This window comes from Bacillus sp. FJAT-42315, assembly GCF_002797375.1.
Classification (GTDB): Bacteria; Bacillota; Bacilli; order Bacillales; family Domibacillaceae; genus Bacillus_CE.
The window spans coordinates 636,868-657,857 of record NZ_KZ454941.1; the positions used below are offsets into that span (position 1 = coordinate 636,868).

The 20,990-nt window shown below is 38.7% G+C and carries 20 protein-coding genes and 1 pseudogene; 10 read left to right on the top strand and 11 right to left on the bottom strand.

The annotated features are described in order from the left end of the window. Nucleotides 1–7: 7 nt before the first annotated feature. The 9 genes from CEF22_RS02880 to CEF22_RS02920 form a co-directional block, all read right to left on the bottom strand. Nucleotides 8–805, bottom strand: coding sequence for a sugar phosphate isomerase/epimerase family protein (locus tag CEF22_RS02880; RefSeq protein WP_100401681.1), 798 nt, complete (start codon nt 803–805; stop codon nt 8–10). Between the two features lie 6 nt (nt 806–811). Continuing rightward, nucleotides 812–1,912: an ABC transporter ATP-binding protein gene (locus CEF22_RS02885; RefSeq protein ID WP_100401682.1), complete on the bottom strand. Its 1,101-nt coding sequence runs from the start codon at nt 1,910–1,912 to the stop codon at nt 812–814. Between the two features lie 12 nt (nt 1,913–1,924). After that, nucleotides 1,925–2,749 carry a carbohydrate ABC transporter permease gene (locus CEF22_RS02890; protein WP_100401683.1) on the bottom strand — a complete coding sequence of 275 codons (825 nt, stop codon included), beginning with the start codon at nt 2,747–2,749 and terminating at the stop codon, nt 1,925–1,927. Continuing rightward, the gene (locus CEF22_RS02895; protein WP_198508013.1) at nt 2,739–3,647 is read right to left on the bottom strand and encodes a carbohydrate ABC transporter permease; all 909 of its coding nucleotides are present in this window, start codon (nt 3,645–3,647) and stop codon (nt 2,739–2,741) included. Before CEF22_RS02895 ends, CEF22_RS02890 begins: the two co-directional genes overlap by 11 nt. A gap of 158 nt (nt 3,648–3,805) precedes the next feature. Continuing rightward, nucleotides 3,806–5,107, bottom strand: coding sequence for an ABC transporter substrate-binding protein (locus CEF22_RS02900; RefSeq protein ID WP_100401684.1), 1,302 nt, complete (start codon nt 5,105–5,107; stop codon nt 3,806–3,808). 264 nt (nt 5,108–5,371) lie between these two features. Next, a complete protein-coding gene (locus tag CEF22_RS02905; protein WP_100401685.1) occupies nt 5,372–5,974 on the bottom strand; it encodes a glycerol-3-phosphate responsive antiterminator in 603 nt (200 codons plus the stop codon). 210 nt (nt 5,975–6,184) lie between these two features. After that, nucleotides 6,185–7,888 carry a methyl-accepting chemotaxis protein gene (locus tag CEF22_RS02910; RefSeq protein WP_100401686.1) on the bottom strand — a complete coding sequence of 568 codons (1,704 nt, stop codon included), beginning with the start codon at nt 7,886–7,888 and terminating at the stop codon, nt 6,185–6,187. A 217-nt stretch (nt 7,889–8,105) separates the two neighbouring features. Continuing rightward, nucleotides 8,106–8,330, bottom strand: coding sequence for a hypothetical protein (locus tag CEF22_RS02915; RefSeq protein WP_100401687.1), 225 nt, complete (start codon nt 8,328–8,330; stop codon nt 8,106–8,108). Between the two features lie 4 nt (nt 8,331–8,334). Beyond that, nucleotides 8,335–8,655, bottom strand: a complete 321-nt coding sequence (locus tag CEF22_RS02920; RefSeq protein WP_100401688.1) for a YbjQ family protein — start codon at nt 8,653–8,655, stop codon at nt 8,335–8,337. Nucleotides 8,656–9,443: 788 nt separating this feature from the next. On the opposite strand from CEF22_RS02920, the pseudogene CEF22_RS19050 reads away from it, so the two are divergent. The 3 genes and pseudogenes from CEF22_RS19050 to CEF22_RS02935 form a co-directional block, all read left to right on the top strand. Beyond that, nucleotides 9,444–9,971, top strand: a pseudogene (locus CEF22_RS19050) (methyl-accepting chemotaxis protein); the annotation flags it as partial. A gap of 222 nt (nt 9,972–10,193) precedes the next feature. Further along, a complete protein-coding gene (locus CEF22_RS02930) occupies nt 10,194–12,668 on the top strand; it encodes a bifunctional 2',3'-cyclic-nucleotide 2'-phosphodiesterase/3'-nucleotidase (protein ID WP_100403886.1) in 2,475 nt (824 codons plus the stop codon). Nucleotides 12,669–12,824: 156 nt separating this feature from the next. Next, the gene (locus CEF22_RS02935; RefSeq protein WP_198508015.1) at nt 12,825–14,588 is read left to right on the top strand and encodes a methyl-accepting chemotaxis protein; all 1,764 of its coding nucleotides are present in this window, start codon (nt 12,825–12,827) and stop codon (nt 14,586–14,588) included. A 52-nt stretch (nt 14,589–14,640) separates the two neighbouring features. On the opposite strand, the gene CEF22_RS02940 is transcribed toward CEF22_RS02935, so the two are convergent. Beyond that, nucleotides 14,641–15,189, bottom strand: a complete 549-nt coding sequence (locus CEF22_RS02940) for a glutathione peroxidase (protein WP_100401691.1) — start codon at nt 15,187–15,189, stop codon at nt 14,641–14,643. 131 nt (nt 15,190–15,320) lie between these two features. Here CEF22_RS02940 and CEF22_RS02945 point away from each other — a divergent pair, with 131 nt between their 5' ends. From CEF22_RS02945 to CEF22_RS02965, 5 genes are all read left to right on the top strand, one after another. Beyond that, complete coding sequence (locus tag CEF22_RS02945; protein WP_100401692.1) at nt 15,321–15,512, top strand: YwbE family protein; 192 nt, start codon at nt 15,321–15,323, stop codon at nt 15,510–15,512. A 179-nt stretch (nt 15,513–15,691) separates the two neighbouring features. After that, nucleotides 15,692–16,033, top strand: a complete 342-nt coding sequence (flaG, locus tag CEF22_RS02950) for a flagellar protein FlaG (protein ID WP_100401693.1) — start codon at nt 15,692–15,694, stop codon at nt 16,031–16,033. 12 nt (nt 16,034–16,045) lie between these two features. Next, complete coding sequence (gene fliD, locus CEF22_RS02955; RefSeq protein ID WP_157843150.1) at nt 16,046–18,061, top strand: flagellar filament capping protein FliD; 2,016 nt, start codon at nt 16,046–16,048, stop codon at nt 18,059–18,061. A gap of 37 nt (nt 18,062–18,098) precedes the next feature. After that, nucleotides 18,099–18,503 (top strand): flagellar export chaperone FliS, encoded by a 405-nt coding sequence (fliS, locus tag CEF22_RS02960; RefSeq protein ID WP_100401694.1) that lies wholly within the window; start codon nt 18,099–18,101, stop codon nt 18,501–18,503. Continuing rightward, entirely contained in the window at nt 18,503–18,856 is a 354-nt protein-coding gene (locus CEF22_RS02965; protein WP_100401695.1) for a flagellar protein FliT, read from the top strand. The genes fliS (CEF22_RS02960) and CEF22_RS02965 overlap by 1 nt, the downstream gene beginning before the upstream one ends. A gap of 29 nt (nt 18,857–18,885) precedes the next feature. On the opposite strand, the gene CEF22_RS02970 is transcribed toward CEF22_RS02965, so the two are convergent. Next, a complete protein-coding gene (locus CEF22_RS02970) occupies nt 18,886–19,695 on the bottom strand; it encodes a flagellin N-terminal helical domain-containing protein (RefSeq protein ID WP_100401696.1) in 810 nt (269 codons plus the stop codon). Nucleotides 19,696–19,831: 136 nt separating this feature from the next. On the opposite strand from CEF22_RS02970, the gene fliS (CEF22_RS02975) reads away from it, so the two are divergent. Both fliS (CEF22_RS02975) and hpf read left to right on the top strand, forming a co-directional pair. After that, the gene (fliS, locus tag CEF22_RS02975; RefSeq protein WP_157843151.1) at nt 19,832–20,224 is read left to right on the top strand and encodes a flagellar export chaperone FliS; all 393 of its coding nucleotides are present in this window, start codon (nt 19,832–19,834) and stop codon (nt 20,222–20,224) included. A 126-nt stretch (nt 20,225–20,350) separates the two neighbouring features. Next, nucleotides 20,351–20,911 carry a ribosome hibernation-promoting factor, HPF/YfiA family gene (gene hpf / locus CEF22_RS02980; RefSeq protein ID WP_100401698.1) on the top strand — a complete coding sequence of 187 codons (561 nt, stop codon included), beginning with the start codon at nt 20,351–20,353 and terminating at the stop codon, nt 20,909–20,911. The last annotated feature ends 79 nt before the right edge of the window (nt 20,912–20,990 follow it).

The following is a 20,990-nucleotide window of genomic DNA, read 5'->3' on the forward strand; positions in this document are numbered from 1 at the left end:
CGTGTCGTTAGTTTTGAATCTCACTCAGTAGAATATTCTTCCCTGCTTGTAATTTCTCTAATGGTGTGTTTGGAGCGTACTCAAGAATTAATTCACAATGTGATGCGTATTCGTTGATAACTACAAAGACAGACTTCCAGTCGATGGTGCCTTCCCCGATAGCTAAATGATCGTCTCCTGTTCCATCGTTATCATGAATATGTAGAGCAAGCAGGCGGTCTTTCGTTTCTTTAATTAATCGTGGAATATCCCAATTGTTTAAATTGGCATGACCGGTATCGATTAAAAAGCCAGCTGTTTCGTCGATATCGCGTAAGAAATTCGTATATTCTTCTTGAGTGAAAAGTGAACTTCCGTTGTATCCGACGTTTTCAATGGCAAGTTTCACATTTAATGGCTTAGCGACTTGGCATAACTCATTAATGTACTGAGCGGCGCGCTGTTGAGCTGTTTGTTTATTAAAGACTGGAGAAAAGCAAAAGCCTGGGTGGATCACGACGTGACTTGCTCCGATCATGCCGGCAAATTCAATCGCTTTTTTATATTCGGAAAAAGCTGTCTCTCTCGTTGCCCGGTTTTCACTTGTTAAATTAATATCCCAAGCGGGTGGGTGGATCGTATAGCCGACTGGGAGTGATTGAAACTTTGGTACGAGCGTTTCAAATAGGTCTTCCATCTCGTTCCACTCTTGTCCATCCATTAATAATTCCACTTTATCTGCACCGTGCTTAATTAATTGATCGATATTGTCGAATAGGTCGTTTGATAATAAAGCTAAGTCAGAATAACAAATTTGTTTTTTCATGATTGTTCACTCTCCGTTATTTAATGATTTTGGGTAACCGATGGAATTCGTTGTTTGCTTGTTGAACATATGGATTTTGTCCATTCTTGGTTCTACATAGACGAGCTCATTAGGTGACCATTTTTTTGATTCGCTCATAGCGATGAGTTCATTTCCTTCTACATCAATATAAACACCATAGTTGTCTCCGTGGTTTTCTACATATTTGACATGACCTTTCAACCCGTTTGTTACCAAAGTTTTTGACAGATGAATATGTTCTGGACGAATCCCGAATGCAAGCTCTTTTTCACCAGTTTGCTGGATATAATCGCTCCACTCAGCGCTTAACTCTATTGCTTGATTGGCCAGAATTACTTTGCCTTGCCGAACGTCGATATCGATGACGTTCATCGGGGGAGAGCCAATAAATTTAGCAGTAAAAATATTAGCTGGTCGGTGATAAACATTATCGGGCGTATCAACCATTTGCAGTTCTCCTTTGTACATTAAGGCGATCCGATCCGCTACTGTCATCGCTTCTACTTGATCGTGAGTGACGTAAACGAGTGTTTGTTTATACGTTTCGTGGATTTTGACTAATTCTTTTCGGGCCGACACACGTAATTGAGCGTCTAAATTGGATAGCGGTTCATCTAGTAAAAAATAATCGCCTTGTTTCACGACCGCTCTCGCTAAAGCGACCCGTTGTCTTTGCCCACCCGATAAATCTTTCGGTAAGCGATCTTTATACTCTTCTAGCTGAAGCATCTTTAAAGCAGCCTCGGTTCGGCGATTGATTTCATCTGTTGGTACTTTTTGAACTTTCAAGCCATATGTAATGTTATTGATGACATTCATATGCGGATAGAGAGCATAGTTTTGAAAAACCATAGCAACATTTCGTTTGCCACTCGGGAGATCATTGACTTTTTGGTTATCCATATATAACGAGCCTGAAGTGATATCCTCTAATCCGGCAATCATCCGCAAAGTGGTGGATTTGCCACATCCAGAGGGGCCCAGAAGGATTAATCGCTCGCCCTCTTTAATCGTTAAATTGAGATTTTTCACGACTTCGGTTTTTCCGTAAGATTTATATACATTTTCAAATCGAATTTCCTTCACAATATCCCGCCTTTACTTAATTCCTGAAGAAGTAAATGTTCCAATAATATACTTTTGGAACAGTAAATATAGTGTTAATGGTATGATCATCGTGATCACGGCAACAGCCATTGCGACAGTGAAATTTGTTCCACCTTCTGAGCTAATATACATTTGTAGCGCTAACGGCAATGTATAATTGTCGACTGTTTTCAAAATGAGCACCGGCCATACGTATTCATTCCACGATAAAATAAAGAACCAAATCCCTGTTGATGTGATCGCGGGTTTCACTAGCGGTAGCACGATATCTTTCATGATGCGTGCATGCCCTAAGTTGTCTAGTTTCGCTACCTCAATTAAGGACATTGGAATGGTTTTCATGGACTGCCTGAGTAGAAAGATTCCGACTGCATCAGCTAGCTGTGGCAGAATGACGCCCCAGACGCTATCAGCTAACCCAAGATCAGAGATGACTAAATAATTAGGAATCATTGTGACTGAAAAAGGGATAAAGATCGTACTAATTAAGAGAAAGTACAGGATGTTTTTTCCTTTGAAATCAAAGAACACAAACGCATACGCCGCTAGAAAAGAAGTGAATACTTTAAACAAAGTAACGGTCGTTGCAATAATAAACGTATTTCCAACAATCTTTAATACATTTAAGCTTTCAAAAAATGTTTCATAGTTTTCTAAAGTGGGGTGTATCGGGATGAAATTTAAGGCATTATTGTACGCATCTTCTAATGGTTTGAACGAAATACCGATTGCAAAAATAATCGGAAAGGTGAGGATCGCGGTCGCCACCATAAACACAATATGCCAAGGTATCGATACGAAGCGATTAGTTTTCATAATGGATACCTCTTTCTACAAACTTGAATTCGATAATAAGTAAAATAATAAAGATCGCCATCGTTAAAATCGATAAAGCAGCGGAATGTCCTGTTCGGTACAAAACAAAGGCTTCATGATAAGCATGATAGATGGCGTTGGAACTAGCATAATTGGGTCCGCCTTGTGTGATGACTTTAATCGGCGTAAATACATATTGTAGTCCTTGAACGATCGTGATGATTAAGACATAAATGCCAGTCGCACTACTCATCGGCAGCACGATATGAATGAATATTTTCCATAAAGGAACGCCATCTAAACGGGCAGCTTCGATCACTTCTCGTGAAACGCCATTCACGGAGGCATAGAGGACGATAAAGTTATATCCGAATACTTTCCAAGAAGTAATTAAGCTTAATACGACGATGACCCAGCCATCTAATTTGCTCCAAATCGGCATCTCTATCCCGAACCACCCAAGAATAATCGCTGCTGGTCCCGAAACAGGATTTAATAACCAAGTGAATAGGATCGATCCGACCACCAATGAAATGACGGAAGGTAGAAAGATGGCTCCTTTATAAAAGTTGTTGAATCGTTTTAAAACGATATCAAGAACAAAAGCGAAAATATAAGGAACGATCAGGTTGATCGCTAATAATAAAACAATATAGAGCAACGTATTCCCAAACACTTTGTATGTAATTGGATCAGATAAGATGTCTTTATAGTTTTGAAGACCGACAAACTCCTTCGTTGGCTTTACCATATTCCAATCAAAAAAGCTTAAATAGATCGTGTATACAAACGGCCAAAACATAAAGAAGGTGAAAATGAGTAAGGAAGGAATGAGTAAGCCGTAAGCTTTCCAGTGGTCTTTCGTTAACTTGATTTTTGAAGATTTCATAGCTTGCATGTATTTGCTTTCCTCCCACATTTGCTTTATTCACAGGGGTGCCCCATAAAAGGGGACTACGATCCGAATATCTCTTTTGAGAGGGGGAATATTCTCATGTAGAGACTTGTTCGGAACGGAATCTCCTATATTTATGAGACAGCCTTGTGAATAGAAAATTACTTCAATAATTCATTGATTTCTTTTTCTGTTGATGTTAAGCCTTCCTTCACATCGACTTGGCCACCAAGGATTTGATCGCGGACGTCTAATAGCTTTTGCTCAGCTTGTAGTCCAGCATCGCCAGGGAAAGAAGTCCAAGAAACTACGCCATCCATCTGTTCTACTGCTGCTTTCATCATTTCATTTTCTTCTAGGAAAGTTTTCAAACCATCCTCTGCTTCTGCCACATCTTTACGTGGAGGGACATATCCTGTGCCTTCTGTCCATTTCGCCATAGATTCTACACTGTATAAATATTTCATGAATTCCCAAGCTGATTTTTGTTGTGCTTCTTCTTGAGCCGTAATGGCTAACATCGCACCACCTGCTGGTAAACGTACGTCTTTTCCTTCCCAAGCTGGTGATTTCACAGCTGCTGCGTCAAATTTTGCATTTTCTTGAATTTGTGAACGGCGAGCAATCGTTGTGTAAGCCATTGCTACATTGCCATCAATAAAGCTTTGGACACCTTGATCCCAAGGCAAGTGAAGAGCTGTTTTGTCTTTTACAATCATATCGGCCATTAATTGATAGGCTTCGATTCCTTCTTTAGAAGCGAAAGTAGCTTTTCCGTCTGTTAACATACGAGCGCCGTTACTTTCTAATAAAGCTTGTGTTGCCCAGTTATCAGCAGGCTCTTGCATATAAAAACCGTGCTTACCTGTTTTCTCTTTAATAACTTTTGAGAATTGTTGAACCTCTTGCCAAGTTTTTGGACCGTTTTCATCAAGACCTGCTTCTTTTAATAGATCTTTGTTGATATATAGAACAGGCGTACTTAATGAATAAGGAATACCGACTTGTGTGCCTTCTGAATTTTTTGCTAAGTCCATGACATTATCTAAAAAGTGATCTTTTAAGAAGGTTTGGTCGTCTTGGAAGTGTTGATCGATTACTTCCTGTGGTGATATGTAGCTAAAGTTATTAGAGAAATAGTCTAAGAAAGACCATCCGACTTGTACGACGGCCGGTGATTTTCCAGATGCCGCTTCAGCTTGCAAGTTTTGCATTAACCCTTTGTACATATCAGGGTTGTATTTAGCGATAACTTCTGTCGTTTCACTTTGCTCATTGAATGCTTTGACCAATTCTTCTACTGTTTTTCCACCTTGAGTTTCTGCATTGACATGCCAGTATTCAATCACTGTTTTTTCACCATTTTTTGACGAATCATTGGACGCATTATCACCAGATTTTCCACAGGCGGCTAGCACTAAGATTAATGAAAGTAAACTAAATAATTTTAAAAATGAATTCATTTCATCGGTCTCCTTTGTAAATTAGTATCACGAGAACTACATGTCGTTAAGAATGTTTGTTACATAATAGTAGAAGTTGTTTCTCTAATTGGTTCACCTCCTTGATATAGTGGAAAAAACAAAAAGAGCCCTCAAATAAAATGTATACGCATCGCTATACATCAAATTTGAGGTCTCTCTGTTCGCACCGTTTTTTATTCACTTTATGCTTATACAATAACGAGTGATTGTTAGATTAGTATTAATATAATGTAAATTTTTCATTTACAATTCATTTAAATTGATTTTCCACATGTCAGGATTGGAGGTAGTTACTGCGAGTGCACCGTTTTCTAATGCTTGTTTTGCGTGCTCTGGTGAATTGAGTAGTCCGCCGGTGATAGTTGGTACTGGGGAGATTTTTGATATTTTATTCAAAAAGTCAGGCACGCGACAGGGCATAATTTCAATGACATCTGATTGAATGCGCTCAATATCTTTTACTAAGTTCGTATAAACCTCCGTATCGATTAAGAAAATTCGTTGAACAACGACGAGCCCGCTAGATTTTGCTTTTTTTATAATGCCATTTCTAGTCGTCACGATCGCATGTGGTTGCACATTTCTTTTGACAAACTCAATCCCATCTCGATCCATTTCTAATCCACCAATCTTTTCAACATGCAAAATAACAGGTAGACCATGAGATTGAATGAAATCTACATATTTTTTTACTGTTAAAATCGTTCCTGTCATTAATAAGACCGCGCTCAAATGGTCTTTGTATTTAATCGCCTTTTCAATATATTTAGGCTCTTTCACCGCAGCGACCATTTTATGTGTTTTTAATCTTTCCTGTAGTATCGTTCCTGTATGAGGATGTTGCATGTTCTCGTTCCTTTCCATTAAGGTTTATTTTACCGTTAGTGTATAGCTTTTGTGATGGATTGGAAAGAGTGATGACTGGTTGGGCGTGCTTAGTGATTGACTGTTACTAATTCGTGGCTGATTTTCTCGCATTTTCCTAACTGATTCCCCATTCGATAAAAAAGGTGTCTCATAAGTCGAGCAACTGACTTATGAGACACCTTCTTCTGGTTAAAATTTAAACTGACCAAAAATGCTGTTCATCTCTTCTGACAGTTTTGCTAAGCTGTTCGCTGACGCAGAAATTTCTTGAATGGTCGCTAGTTGTTGTTCAGCGGCCGCAGAATTATGTACGCTAGCTGCTGCTCCGTCGTCTGCTTTTTCACCGACGGAGTCGATGAGGTGGACCATTTGCTGACTGCTTGAAGAGGTTGCCTTAATATTCTTTTCGACTTCTAGTATTTTTTTCGTTACGGCTGTGATCGCCTGCTCCAAATGGGCAAATACGTCATGAATGTGCACCGTCTTTTTCATGCCTGCTTCTACTTGATCCGTTCCTTCTGCCATTGATGCGACCGCTTCTTTCGTCTCTTGTTGAATCTCAATGATTAAAGAAGCGATTTGTCCAGAAGATTGAGCGGATTGCTCGGCTAGCTTTCGCACTTCTTCAGCTACGACCGCAAACCCGCGTCCAGATTCGCCTGCGCGTGCCGATTCAATGGCCGCATTTAAGGCAAGTAAATTGGTTTGTTCGGCAATGTTTGTAATCATGGAAATAATGTCGTTAATTTCTTGCGAGCGTTGATCTAATTTTTCAATGATGATCGCTGTATCTTTCACTTTTTGATGAATCGCAGTGATCGATGAAATAACAGCTTGGATTTCTTCAGCGCCTTCTGCTGTCGCTTTGGAGGCATTCTCGGATAATTTTGTTGCATCTTCTGTACGGTGGACGGCATCATCCATTTGGGCGGATAAGACATTGATGACGGTGATCGTTTCGCCAACGCTTGCCTTTTGTTCCTCGGATCCGCAAGCCAATTGCTCCGTCGCTTCAGCTACTTGTTTCGCCGCTTCCATACTTTGATCGGCACTCGCTGTTAATTGTTCAGATGAACTAGCGATATGTAAGGACGCTTCTTTCATTTGTTTTAAAATCAAGCGGAGTTGTGTCGCCATTTTATTGACCGATTCAATCAGTTGCCCGGTTTCGTCTTTCGCATCGGTATGTAGTAATTCTCCGGAAAGATCGCCATTAGCTACTTGTGAGAGGTAGGCGGATGCCACTTGAATTCGCTTCAACATACCTTTTGTTAAAATATAAAACAGAAACAGCGAGACGATGATGATAACGACAGCCAATAGGATCATTTTCCAAGTGGCATTTTGCGTAATGTTTTGAATTCGGTCAGAGGCGTCTGGAGCACCAATGTACCACATTCCGATAATTTCGTTGCTTTCATTTTTGATCGGCATGTAAGCTGTTTGATATGTATGTCCTAATACATCAGCTTGTTCTAAAAAGATTTCGCCGTTCTTCAATACTTTATCTGCTACTTTATCGATTACTTTTGTACCAATTCCACGCTCACCATCGACCATCACGTTTGATGTAATACTCGTATCACCTAAAAATAAAGTGGCGGTATCTCCATTCGTAAGTTCACCAACTAAGTCCACAATTTCTAGGTTATTGTTCATCACTTGATCGCCTTTATACAGTGTGTCGCCTTCTTTGCGCCACTCACCGGGGTACATTTCATCAATGAGTGCATAACTTGTACGTAAATCAGATTGGGCTTTTTCCAACGCTTCCCCTTCAATTACACTTTGAATCGTATTCATTTGCAAAAAACCCGTCACCAAAAATGCACAAGTCAACATAATGAAAGCCATAAACAAAAGTTTATTTCTAATTGATTGCTGCGCTAACATTTACATCCTCCTTTGTATTGAGGTGCCTGTCACTCCCCGAAGTTTGTCAAAAACTAATGAAGATAAAGTTCTAGGTCTATTATAATGTTTACGGAAGAGGAATTAAATTAATAATAAGTAAAAATATTTAATGTTTACAATTTAATACCTGTAAGATTGTGTGAAAAAGCATACTAAAAGCCCGTGTGTTGATTCATTGACACACGGGAACTTTCTTCTATTCTTCCTTATAAAACCGCTCACCAGTCTCCGGGTTAAAGTAGACGACCATCTTTTTTCCTGTCGTCGGATCGATGGAGACTTCTTCTGTTCGAATGAAACCTGGTGGCACATCTTGGCCATGCTTTGTTTTAAAGCGACGATCCCAAATAAACCAAGAGCCAAAAATCAAGACGAGAAGGAGGAGAAGCTGCACGCCGTAAAAGCTGATGACCCATGCCATCCTTTTATTCCTTTTCGGCGATAACAGCTGTTCCGTAGGCAACGATTTCGCTCATGTTTTGACCGATTTCTCCGGAATCAAATCGCATCATCACGATGGCATTTGCTCCCATAGCTTGTGCGTTTTTCACCATTCGATCGATTGCTTGCTTTCTCGCATCTTCTAGCATTTCTGTATATTGATTAATTTCTCCACCGACTAACCCTTTGAAGGAAGCGACAATATCTTTTCCAATCCCTCTAGCGCGAACCGTTAATCCGAAGACAGGTCCTTTTACTTCGGTGACTTTATAATTCGTGATATTTTCAGTTGTTACAATGATCATGATTTTCACTCCTTTTATAGTTCAAAAACTACTCTTTCAACATAATTCTACACAAGGGTGAGATTTCCTTTAAAAACATAGGGTGGTAATTTTTATGCAATATCAATAATTTTATTAAAATTTTAACAACTGGACCGATATTAAATATGATCAATATTCATAGGAGATGAGACCTATTAATCGTCAATGAGTGATTTTCTTACTTTGTAAAAAAAGGATCTTGAAGAGGGGCCATTAAGGTTCAAGAAATGGTTAAATCATACAATTCAGAAATGCAAATTGTAACGCTATTGATTATCCGAAAATCATTCACAATTGCTAGGTGATGGGCAACGATGAAAGTGAATCTGTTCGCACCGAGAAAAGGAGACATAAATATGTTTAGATCGAAAAAAAACGACCAATATCCCCAACAGCAGCTACAGGAAGAAATGACAGCGCTAAAGGCCTCATTTGAAGCGAAAGAACGAGAAGAAAAGAATCGGTTGACTCATGTAAAGACGGAAATAGCAGCCGCGGTCAATCAAAATGGAAAAATCAATGACCAACACCAAGTGATTGGAGACGCAATTGGGCAAATCGAGCGAAGATTTAACAACGTGGAGTCTTTAAGTGAACAAACTTCACAGCAATCGCTTCATTTATATGAAAAAGGAAAATCAGTGAAGCAACATTCTGACCAAATTGTTTCTGATGCACAGCAAGGGACAGCAGAAGTAAATCGTACAGCGGATATCATTAAAGAATTAGGGGAGCAAATTCAAACGTCTGAAGGTAATATGGCTTCTTTAAGTGAGCGTTCCGTGGAAATTCATTCGATTGTCGGTGTTATTGAAGGCATTGCTGCGCAGACGAATTTGTTGGCGTTAAATGCATCGATTGAAGCTGCTCGTGCGGGTGAATACGGTAAGGGCTTTGCAGTCGTTGCACAGGAAGTACGTAAGTTAGCTGAAAGTACATCTGATAGCACAGCGAATATCCAAGCTCTAACGACTACTTTAGGAAATGAAATTGAACATGCCCTTGAAGCTACAAGAAAAAGTAAAGAGCTCGTGGAAAAAGGTATCGAAGTCAGCATGAACACAGCGGACAAAATCGATCGGATTTTAACGGCGATTGAGAATAGTCAATTAGATATTAACGAAATGAAAAAAATGATTGACGAACAAAAGCGATTATCATCGCAAATGAAGAAAGAACTAGCCGAAGCAAAAGAACTATTCAACACCGCCGATCAAATGATCAACGAACATATTAAAGACGCCAAAGCGGTAGAACAACAGCTAGATCACGGGATGAAGCAGTTAACTTTTTGAAATATAACAGACAACCTTGATTGTAAATGAGGGTTGTCTTTTTTGATTAAGAATTTTTTACAATAACTTAACGAAAATAAAAAAATACCTATATATGTACATGTTACCATTTAAGTCGGAAATGAAGTTTATTTACAGGAGGAGAAACCTTTGCCAAAAAATAAGATCAAAAAAACTGTACTGGCTTCGGCTTTAGCTTTTAGTGTAGTAGTTCCGGTAGTGATGGAAAAACCAACTTATGTAAATGCTTTGAATGAAGATATCGTCAAGCTTCGTCTATTAGAAACGACAGATATTCATGTCAACTTGATGAATTATGATTATTATCAAGATAAAGCGGTTGATAAGTACGGCCTTGCTCGTACGGCGTCTCTCGTGAAAGCGGCGCGTGCGGAAAGCGAAAACTCAATGTTATTTGATAATGGCGATTTAATTCAAGGGAATCCACTAGGTGATTATGTCGCTAAAGTTAAAGGGTTAGAGGACGGAGAAACGCATCCTGTTTATAAAGCGATGAACTTAATGCAATATGATGTAGGGAATATCGGGAATCATGAATTCAATTATGGATTGGATTTCCTTGAGAAGACGTTAAAAGGATCAGATTTCCCTTACGTTAATGCAAACGTATACATAGACGATAAAGATAATGATCCAACTAATGATAAAAACTATTTTGATCCATACTTGATCATCGACAAAAAAGTGAAGGATCAAGATGGCGAGGAGCATACGATTAAGGTTGGTGTGATCGGCTTTGCTCCACCACAAATTATGAATTGGGATAAGGCTCATTTAGAAGGCAAAGTCATCGCCAAAGATATGGTTGAATCCGCGGAGAAATTTGTCCCTGAAATGAAAGCAAAGGGTGCGGATGTCATCGTCGCGATCCCTCATTCTGGACTCGGCACGATCGAGGAAGGCAAGATGAAGGAAAATGCAACATACGATTTAACGAAAGTTGACGGAATTGACGCTGTTCTTTTTGGGCATTCTCATGGGGTGTTCCCGAGTGCGCAGTATAAAGATATGACAGGTGCGGATATTGAAAAGGGAACGGTTAACGGTGTTGCTGCGGTGATGCCTGGTTTTTGGGGCAGTCATCTTGGTGTTGTTGACCTTGAGCTAAAAAATGAAAATGGCAAATGGGGAGTCGTTGACGGTCGAGCTGAAACGAGAAGCATTACGACGGCAGATGGAAAACCGACTGTTGAATCAGATGCGGCCATTGTCGATGCTGTGAAACATGAGCATGAAGGAACTTTAGAATGGGTTAGAAGTGCAGTTGGAAAAACAACGGCACCGATTAACAGCTATTTTGCCCTCGTTCAAGATGATCCGTCCGTGCAAATTGTCGCCAACGCTCAAAAATGGTATTTAGAGAATAAAATTAAAGGAACCGAGTATGAAAACGTACCTGTTTTATCCGCGGCGGCACCATTTAAAGCAGGAGCACGTATGGGGCCAGACTATTACACAGACATTCCAGCGGGAGATATTGCGATCAAAAATGTGTCCGATCTTTACTTATATCCAAACACGTTAAGTGCAGTGCTTGTAGATGGAAAAGGAGTAAAGGAATGGCTAGAAATGTCAGCTGGTCAATTTAACCAAATTGATCCGAAAGCAGGGACGACAGAACAAGCGCTCGTGAATCCAGCATTCCCGACGTATAACTTCGATGTGATTGAAGGCGTAACGTATGACGTCGACGTTACACAACCAGCTAAATATAGCACCGAAGGCAAAGTCGTTAATCCAAACGCCAACCGTATTAAAAACTTGAAGTTCAATGGGGAAAATATTGACCCTAAACAAAAATTCCTTGTCGCAACAAACAACTATCGTGCAGGTGGTGGAGGAAACTTCCCTGGCATCAACGCAGAAGCACTAGCCATTGAAACGCCGGATGAAAGTCGTGGTATCGTGATCGATTACATTATGGAAATGAAAGAGATCAACCCATCCGCTGATAAAAACTGGGGCTTTGCTTCGATCAACGACAGCGTCAATGTCACGTTTGAAACATCACCAAACGCGCAAAAATACACAGAAGGCTCGGATAAGTTTAAATACGTGAAACAACTTGATAGTGGGTTTGCTCAATTCTCGATTGATATGAAGGGTCAAGAGAACCCAACGGACCCAGGGACAGAAGAGAAGGATTTTAAAGATGTGCCAAAAGATCATTGGGCTTACGAATATATTCAAAGCTTGACGAGTAAAGGAATCATCCTTGGAAAAACAGATGGCACATTTGCACCAAACGCTAGCGTGAAAAGAGGCGAGTTTGCGCTCTTTATCGCTCGAACGCTGGATCTGAAGCCGAAAGGAAAAGTTCCTTTCAAAGATGTACCAGAGAATATGGAAAAAGAAATTGCCGCTGTGTATGAAGCAGGAATTATCTCTGGCATGAGCAAAGATAAGTTTGCTCCACATAAGCCAGTGACGAGAGAACAAATGGCTGCCATGACGGTGAAAGCCCTCGAAGTTAAAACAGGCAAACAGTTCACAGCGTCTAAGCCAGCTGATTTCAAAGATAACAAGCAAATTTATCAAGCATTTAAAGACGAAATCGATGTAGCGGTTGAACAAAACATCATTTCCGGCTACAACAACCAAAAGTTTATGCCAAAAAAATCATCGACAAGAGCGGAAGCGGCGAAAGTGATTTACAAGCTCGATCAATATAAGTAATGGAACGAAGCAACCTGAGTCTTATATGGACTCAGGTTGTTTTCTGTCTTTATTGAGAAAAATTAAATTATTAATTATATGTAAAGCTCTTTTTGTGTAGAATTCTGTCTGATAAAATGTTGAAAAATGACGAATTTAACCGAAAGAAGGAATCCGATGAACACACATGTATCTTTTTTCAACAGAATTTCCGTTCAGTTACTTTTAGTTGTCACAGTAGTTATTTTAACGATTAGCAGTGCAATCGGCATTTCCAGCTATTATTTGGCGAAAAAAGAATTAATTAATGCTGGGAAAGAGGAATTAAGAAGTATTGCTCAAACCGCTATACCTGTGCTTGAAATGCTCAATGAAGAGGTGAATGAAGGGAAAATCACTTTAGAGGAAGCACAGGAAAAAGCTAGAATCATATTAAATGGTCCTAAGAAGGGGACCGATGGGTATGACTACAAACAGTCTAATTACCTTTATAAAGAAAACGGGTACTTGTATGCCTATGACTCTGATCACAAAACGCAATTACACCCTGTCATTCCAATTGGGGAAGATAAGTCAGACACAAAAAATAGTGACGGTGTGTATGTTCAACGAGAACTCGTGGAAAGGGCGAAAGCAAGCAATCCTGAAGATCACTTTTACAGATATGGTTGGAAGAATCCTGGAGAAGCAAATGAACAACCGAAGATGGCCTATATGGTTTATTTCGAACCTTGGGATTGGAGTATTGGGGTCGGAGCCTATGAATATGAATTTTATCAATCATTACAATCTATTAAGATCTATATATCCATCATTACCATTACCGTTGCACTTTTAAGTTTAGTAACTATATTTTGGTTTGCGAAGAGAAAATTAGATTTATTAAAGCAAGCAGCCGCAATTTCTTTAAAAATTGCAGATGGCGAGTTAGATGTGCCACAGCTTCAAGAAACATCGGATGAAGTGGGGCAGTTGAATCAATCATTTAATAAAATGTCCAGTGAACTAAGAGGGTTGATTGGAAAGCTTCAAGGTGCGAGCAACGACCTGCTTCACTCGGCTACTGATTTATCCGCTGTGTCTGAGGAAACATCAGCAAGTAGCCAAGAAATTGCTCGGGCGATGAATGAGATCTCTAGCGGAGCGGTGTCACAAGCTTCCGATATTGATGATATGAGCAGAACGGTTGATCGTCTTTCTGATGCGATCACGCAAATGAATCAGGAAAATCAAGCGATTCGAGACATTACGGTTGTGACGGCAAAAGCGACTGATCACGGCAAAGAAATCGTCCAAGTACTGAAAAGCTCGAATGACCAGTCGCTAGCCGCTTCCGAAAAGATTAAAGCAAGCATTTTGAATTTAACGAGTCAAATTCAAAATATCTCACATATTACAACAACGATTAATCATATTACCGAACAAACAAATCTCCTTGCTTTAAATGCGAGCATCGAGGCAGCGAGAGCGGGCGAACACGGCAAAGGCTTTGCAGTTGTTGCCGAGGAAGTGAGAAAGCTTGCCGAGGAATCCAATCAAGCGACAAAGCAAATACAAGAGATGATTACAGGCATTCACCAAGAAACAGAAACAACGGTTTCGATGATGGAGGAGACCGTATTATTTTCGACACAGCTGAACAGCGCCGTTCACGAAACCGAAGCGGAATTCAATGAAATCTCAGAAGCCGTCAGAGAAACAATTCAAGCGATCGATGTGTTAAGTAGCGAAATTATAACAGTTACGAACCAAAGTCATGAAATTCAAGGAGCTATTCAAAACATCTCGGCCGTTTCTGAGGAAACCGCCGCCGCTGTTGAAGAAATCTCCGCTTCTGTCGATGAGCAATCGAAAGCCATTTCGACAGTCAGCCACTCTGCAGATCAATTATCGCAACTAAGCGAAACATTGTCAGCGATGATTAATCGATATAAATTATAAAAGGATGGGGCGTGCCCCATCCTTTTTGTTTGTCGTGCCTACAACTTCGATCTCAACCGAGCAATTTTTCAATTTCTTTCGCAAATGAAACAGGCTCATCAGATGGCTCGAATCGTTTGATTACATTGCCTTTCTGGTCGATGAGAAATTTAGTGAAGTTCCATTTGATTGAATCACCAAGGAGAAATTCAGGATTTTTGTCTGAGATCATCAGTTTTAATAGTTTTTCACTGATGTTGGATTCATCAAATCCGCGAAATGGTGCCGCTTCTTTTAAAAATTGAAATAATGGAGCCTCATTTTCTCCGTTGACGTCTATCTTTGAAAAGATTGGGAACGTGACACCGTAATTTAATCGGCAAAAAGAGGAAGCATCTTCACTTGTGCCCGGCTCTTGGCCACCGAATTGATTGCAAGGAAAGCCTAGTATTTCAAGTCCCGCTTCTTTATATGCAAGATAAAGCTTCTGCAAGTCTTCAAACTGCGGAGTAAACGCACACTTGCTCGCTGTATTGACGATAAGCAACACCTTTCCTTTATAGCTTTCAAGAGAAACGATATCTCCATTTGTTTTTTCCGCTTTAAAATTAAAAATATTCATAGGTAGCACCTCTATTAATTTTATTATTATTTAATAATTATTATAAATAAGAAAAAGACGTTTGTCTAATAAAATACACTGCCTTTGTTTTTTCGAGTAAAATAGGTTGAAATGAGAAGGAGTGAAAACAAATGAACGGACAAAATCGCAAAGATATTCAACCGGGGATTGATGTCAATATTGTGTTAAAAAAGGACCAGCGAACAGGGAAGAAAACGAGAGGAATTGTTAAGGACATTTTGACGAATTCCAGTTTTCATCCGCACGGCATTAAAGTGCGATTAGAGGATGGACAAGTCGGACGAGTGCAAGATATTTTGTGAGGGGGAATATAGAAAACATGCGTTGGCAAACTTGAGCCAACGCATGTTTCTGTTAAAGAGTGATAAAGTCTCAACAGTGATATCGGAAAAAATCAACTGTTTTCGTTTTTCCTGTTAATATCACAGCTTGACTTCCGATATAAGGGATAGAGATGATTTTCTAGAAGGAGCGATGGAAGATGCTTGATAAGTTAGGAACGTCGAACCAAGTGATAACTTCTACAATTCGTCCCGTACAACAACAAGAAATGAATACAACTATAAAAGAAAAAGAAAAGGAAGTTCAAAGTCAGCCTGCGAAAGCCCAGATGGAGAAAATCGTTCAAGGAATGAATGATTTTTTGAAGCCATCCAATTTGCATGTGAAGTTTGAATTTCATGATGAACTAGAAGAATATTACGTGACGATGGTCGATGATGTGACGCAGGAAGTCATAAGAGAAATTCCGTCGAGAAAGCTATTAGATATGTACGCAGCGATGACCGAATACTTAGGGATTTTAGTAGATAAAAAAATTTAAGGAGGCATTACTATGCGAATCGGTGGATTAGCAAGTGGGATGGATATAGACCAGTTAGTGAAAGACTTAATGAAGGCGGAAAGAATGCCACTTGATAAAATGAAGCAAAGAAGACAAAAAGTGGAGTGGCAGCGTGATGATTATCGTTCCATGTATACTCAGATGTATGATTTTCGAGCTGAGTTAACGAAATTGAAGTACAGCAATAATTATAGAGCGAGACAGGTTAGTTCTGCGGATGAGTCGAAAGTTTCCGCAACGGTTGCAAGTGGTGCGAATGCATCCTCTTATTCCATTTCTAATGTTGAGAAATTAGCTAGTGCAGAAACGATTGTTAATGGTGGAAAAGTTGAGTTAAATAAAACTGCTGGTTTATATGATCAAACTAGTAAACTAGTTGATCCCTCTGTCGATCCATCAATCGATTGGAAAACAGGCGTAATTGAAAGTAAAACGATTACAGTGGGCAGTGCTGGAAAGGTGTTTTCCCTTGGTCAGGAAATCTCCTCTACTGATGCAAGTGAGTTAGTTGTCAAAGTAGATGGGAAGTCATACAAAGTAGTGACGGATTCAAATGATTTGACCGATAACACGGTTTTTGTAAAATCAGATGGTACGTTAGAGTTTAATAAAGACTTAGCTACAAATAGTACGATTAAAGTCGATTATATCGCAAATACCAAAACAGAAACTCTTTCTTTAACAAAAGACTCCACATCATTGCAATTGCAAAGAAATTCTTTAAAAGATGTCACAATGAAGTTTGGGGATAAGGAATTAATTATATCGAGCACTGGAACAGAACGTGACATTCAAATGGAGCTAGAGAATGGAGATAAAATAACGATTGGAACATTGAACGCTGACACCGGATTAATAACATTGAAAGAAGGTCAATCTCTAGAAGGCGGCTTGGAGGTTACGTACAACCAAAATTACACCACTTTCTCTGTAGGTGCTCATACTGGTGAGGGGCAAGTGTCTTCTGAAACGTTTTTTGTTCAAGGAAATGACTCCATGGATAGTGTCATTAAAAAAGTAAATGCATCTAATGTTGGCGCATCTTTGATGTATGATGATTTTTCTAAGCAAATGACATTGATGAGAACAGATACGGGTGACTTTAACAAAAGTGGTAATGAAATGTTCTTTTCAGGAGCATTAATGGAAGATGTATTTAAATTCAATAATAGTACTATCACAACAGCAGGGCAAAATGCTGAGTTCACTATCAACGGTTTAAAGACAGAGCGTAGTTCAAACAATTTCACAATGAATGGTGTCACATTCACATTGAAACAAACATTTACCGATGAAGTGAAAGTAAATGCAAGCAACGATTCAGAGAAGGTATTTGAAAATATTGTTAGTTTTGTGAATAAATACAATGAATTGATCGAGAAAGTTCAAAGCAAAACGACTGAAAATGTTTATCGTAAATATCAGCCATTAACTGATGAGGAAAGAGAAGGATTGAGTGAAAAGCAACAAGAGCTTTGGGATGAAAAGGCGAAGAGTGGCCTTTTGCGCAGAGATCCTATTTTAACAAGTGCCTTGTCTGAGATGCGTGTTGATTTATCGATGGCTGTAAAAGATGATAGTGTGTCCTCTTTATATAATTCATTAGCTAAGATTGGTATTACTACTACCTCTAACTATATGGAGGGTGGAAAATTAACAATTGACGAAAACAAATTAAAAGAAGCAATTGAAAAAGATCCAGCGGCGGTAGAAAGCTTATTCATTAGTAATGGAACAGGTGAAAGTCAACAAGGAGTTATTCATCGTTTATATGAAACAACGAATAATGCGATGGAGAAAATCAGAACAAAGGCTGGGAACAAATATTCAACAAACCAGCAATATTCTTTAGGGAAAAACCTTGATACAATGAACAAGCAAATTGCTCGCTTTGAAGATCGTTTAGTTCAAGTGGAACAACGTTATTGGAATCAATTCACAGCGATGGAAAAGGCGATTCAAAGAGCGAATGAGCAATCAGCTTACTTAATGAATGCATTTGCCTAATAGTTATTAGTATATAGAACAAAAGGAGTGGCACTGAGTGTCTATAAATAATCCATACAAACAATATGAAAATAATTCTGTTAATACAGCCTCACCTGGAGAATTAACATTAATGCTTTACAATGGTTGTTTGAAATTTATTCGTAAAGCGAAAGAGGCGATAAAAGAAAAAAACTATGAGCAAAAAAATATTAATATCCAAAAAGCTCAAAAAATTATTCAAGAACTAATGGTTACTTTAAATATGGACATCGAAATATCTAAAGAAATGATGGCTTTGTATGATTATTTGAATCGCCGCTTAATAGATGCGAATTTAAAAAATGATATCGACATTCTGAATGAAGTAGAAGGATTTGTGGAAGAGTTTCGGGATACATGGAAACAAGTGATACAAAAGAATAGACAAGCTCAACACTCCGGCATGGGTGGTCAAATTTAATGAGCGAAGTTGTTCAATGCCATTTGTTAACGAAGCAGCTATTAGACTTGCTTGAAGGGGCATATAGTGCTGATGAGCGTGATCGAGTATTAGCAGATGTTGATCTGTTACTACAAAAAAGGGGAGTCCTCCTTCCGAGGATTGCTCCCCCATTCAACGATGAAGAGATTCAACTTGGGCATGAAATCAAGCAGTGGAACAAAAAAATTGATGCTCATCTACAAAAGCTCATGATGGTCATTAAGCAAGATATTCAAGGCGTGAATATAAAAAAAGCAAGTATGTCAAAATATACAGATCCTTATGGAAAACTTTCTATGACTGATGGTGTATTTTATGATAAAAAAAATTAGACCGGCTCAACTTGAGCGGGTCTAATTTTTTATTTAAATAAGTTTAGTACATCTTTAGCATTTTGATTAACAGTTGATACAAGAATTTGATCGCTCTTTTGTCTAATTTCTGTGGTAGTGAAAGAGAGCATTTCCCTACCCATATCAGCATCCTTTAACATAGAAAAAGAGGTCGTCATATTTTTTTCATAAATATGGGCATTTCGGATATGATGCTCAACCGCTTCATAATGAGACCCAGCTCTAGTTAAATCTAAAGAGACTTTTGTGATTGCGTCGTCTACTTTAGTGATTAAATTTTCAGCATCATTTTGAGTCAGTAGTGAAGCTCCAGCTAGTCCAAGAGTGTCTGTGTCTGTTTTAACTAAATCGATTTTGATTTGTTGTCCAGGGTTAGCACCAACCATTAAAACGAGTGGAGAATTCTCTCCGAGTATTTTTTTCGTATTAAATTCTAGTTTTTCAGCCGTATCATTAATACCGCTCATCAGTTCCTCTAATTCCACTTGTGCTGCTTGACGGTCTTCCTGAGTAAGCGTATCGTTAGCAGCCATTACACTTAGTTCCCTAGCACGATGAAGCAAACCGTTTACATGGTTGAGTCCTTCATCTGTTGCTTCAAGGACAGATAGCCCATCTTGCATATTCTTCTGGGCTTGTGAAATGCCACGAATCTGTGCACGCATCGTTTCGGATACGACTAAGCCGGATGCATTATCAGCAGCCTTTTGAATATCTAAGCCGGAAGCAAGTTTATCAATGGTCTTTTGAATTTTTGTTTCATTCTTTTGATACCTGTTCATTGAAAAAGCAATCATAGATTGATTTTGAATTTTCAATCCAAACACCTCTTTTCATTTGAGAATATTTTTTCATCTTTTATATCGGCTTTTTTTATAGGAAATAAAGGAAATTACAATCGATTTTTAAGGTTTTGTGCCGATATAAAAGAAAAACTTAAAGGGAGATGTTATAGTGGATTATCAGAAAGCAAAGGGAAAATATGAAGAGGCAAGTGTTATTACAGCTTCTAATAATGAAATCATTATTTTGATGATACAAAAAGCTTTGCAAAATCTTGAAAAAGCCAAAGTAGCTATTCAAATATGTAATTTACCAGAAAAAAATAGACTATTAAATCAAGTTCAGCAAATTGTATTAGAATTAATGACTTATGTGAATATGCAAACAGAAGAAGGAAAACGTGTATTAGCGTTGTATGATTATATTAATCGTCGCCTAATAGAAGCTAATATAGAAAAGAGTGTACTAAAAGTGAATGAAGTAGAGGAATATTTCATGGAATTATTAGCAGCGTGGAAAGACGTCAAGAAACAGCATGTAAAATTGAAATGCTCAAAAGAATAAGTCGCTAAATACAAAAATTCGGGACCTTTGTCAAAATTTCGACATATATTTTTTCGGAATTTAGCAGGTATTTTTAAAGAGATGAAGAAATATATATACATAGCTACAAGTTAAGGAGGAGTTCACATGATGGATTACAACATTCGTGGTGAAAACATTGAAGTAACTCCGGCGATTCGTGAATACGTCGAGAAAAAGATTGGGAAGTTAGAGCGTTATTTTAACGAAACACCAAATGCTACTGTGCATGTAAACTTGAAAGTATATTCTGATAAAAATTCAAAAGTGGAAGTAACAATTCCAATGAAAAATCTTGTGCTTCGTGCAGAGGAGCGCAACGCAGATATGTATGCAGGTATCGACTTAATTGTTGATAAACTAGAGCGTCAAATCCGTAAACATAAAACAAAAGTTAATCGTAAGTTCCGCGAAAAAGGAGAGCCGCAAGAATACTTTGCGATCGCAATGAATGAAGCGGCAGCTGCTGAAGTAGAAGAAGATACAGATGAGTTGGCAATCGTTCGTACAAAGCAATTTGACTTAAAGCCAATGGATTCTGAAGAAGCGGTTTTACAAATGAACTTGCTTGGTCACAGCTTCTTTATTTATACAGACGCTGAGAGCAACGGGACAAACATCGTCTACAAACGTAAAGATGGCAAATATGGTTTAATTGAAACGAATTAACTAGAGAAACGCTTGCAAAGTACATCTTTGCAAGCGTTTTGTTGTTCTGGCATTGATTATCTGTATCAAGTTGACAAAG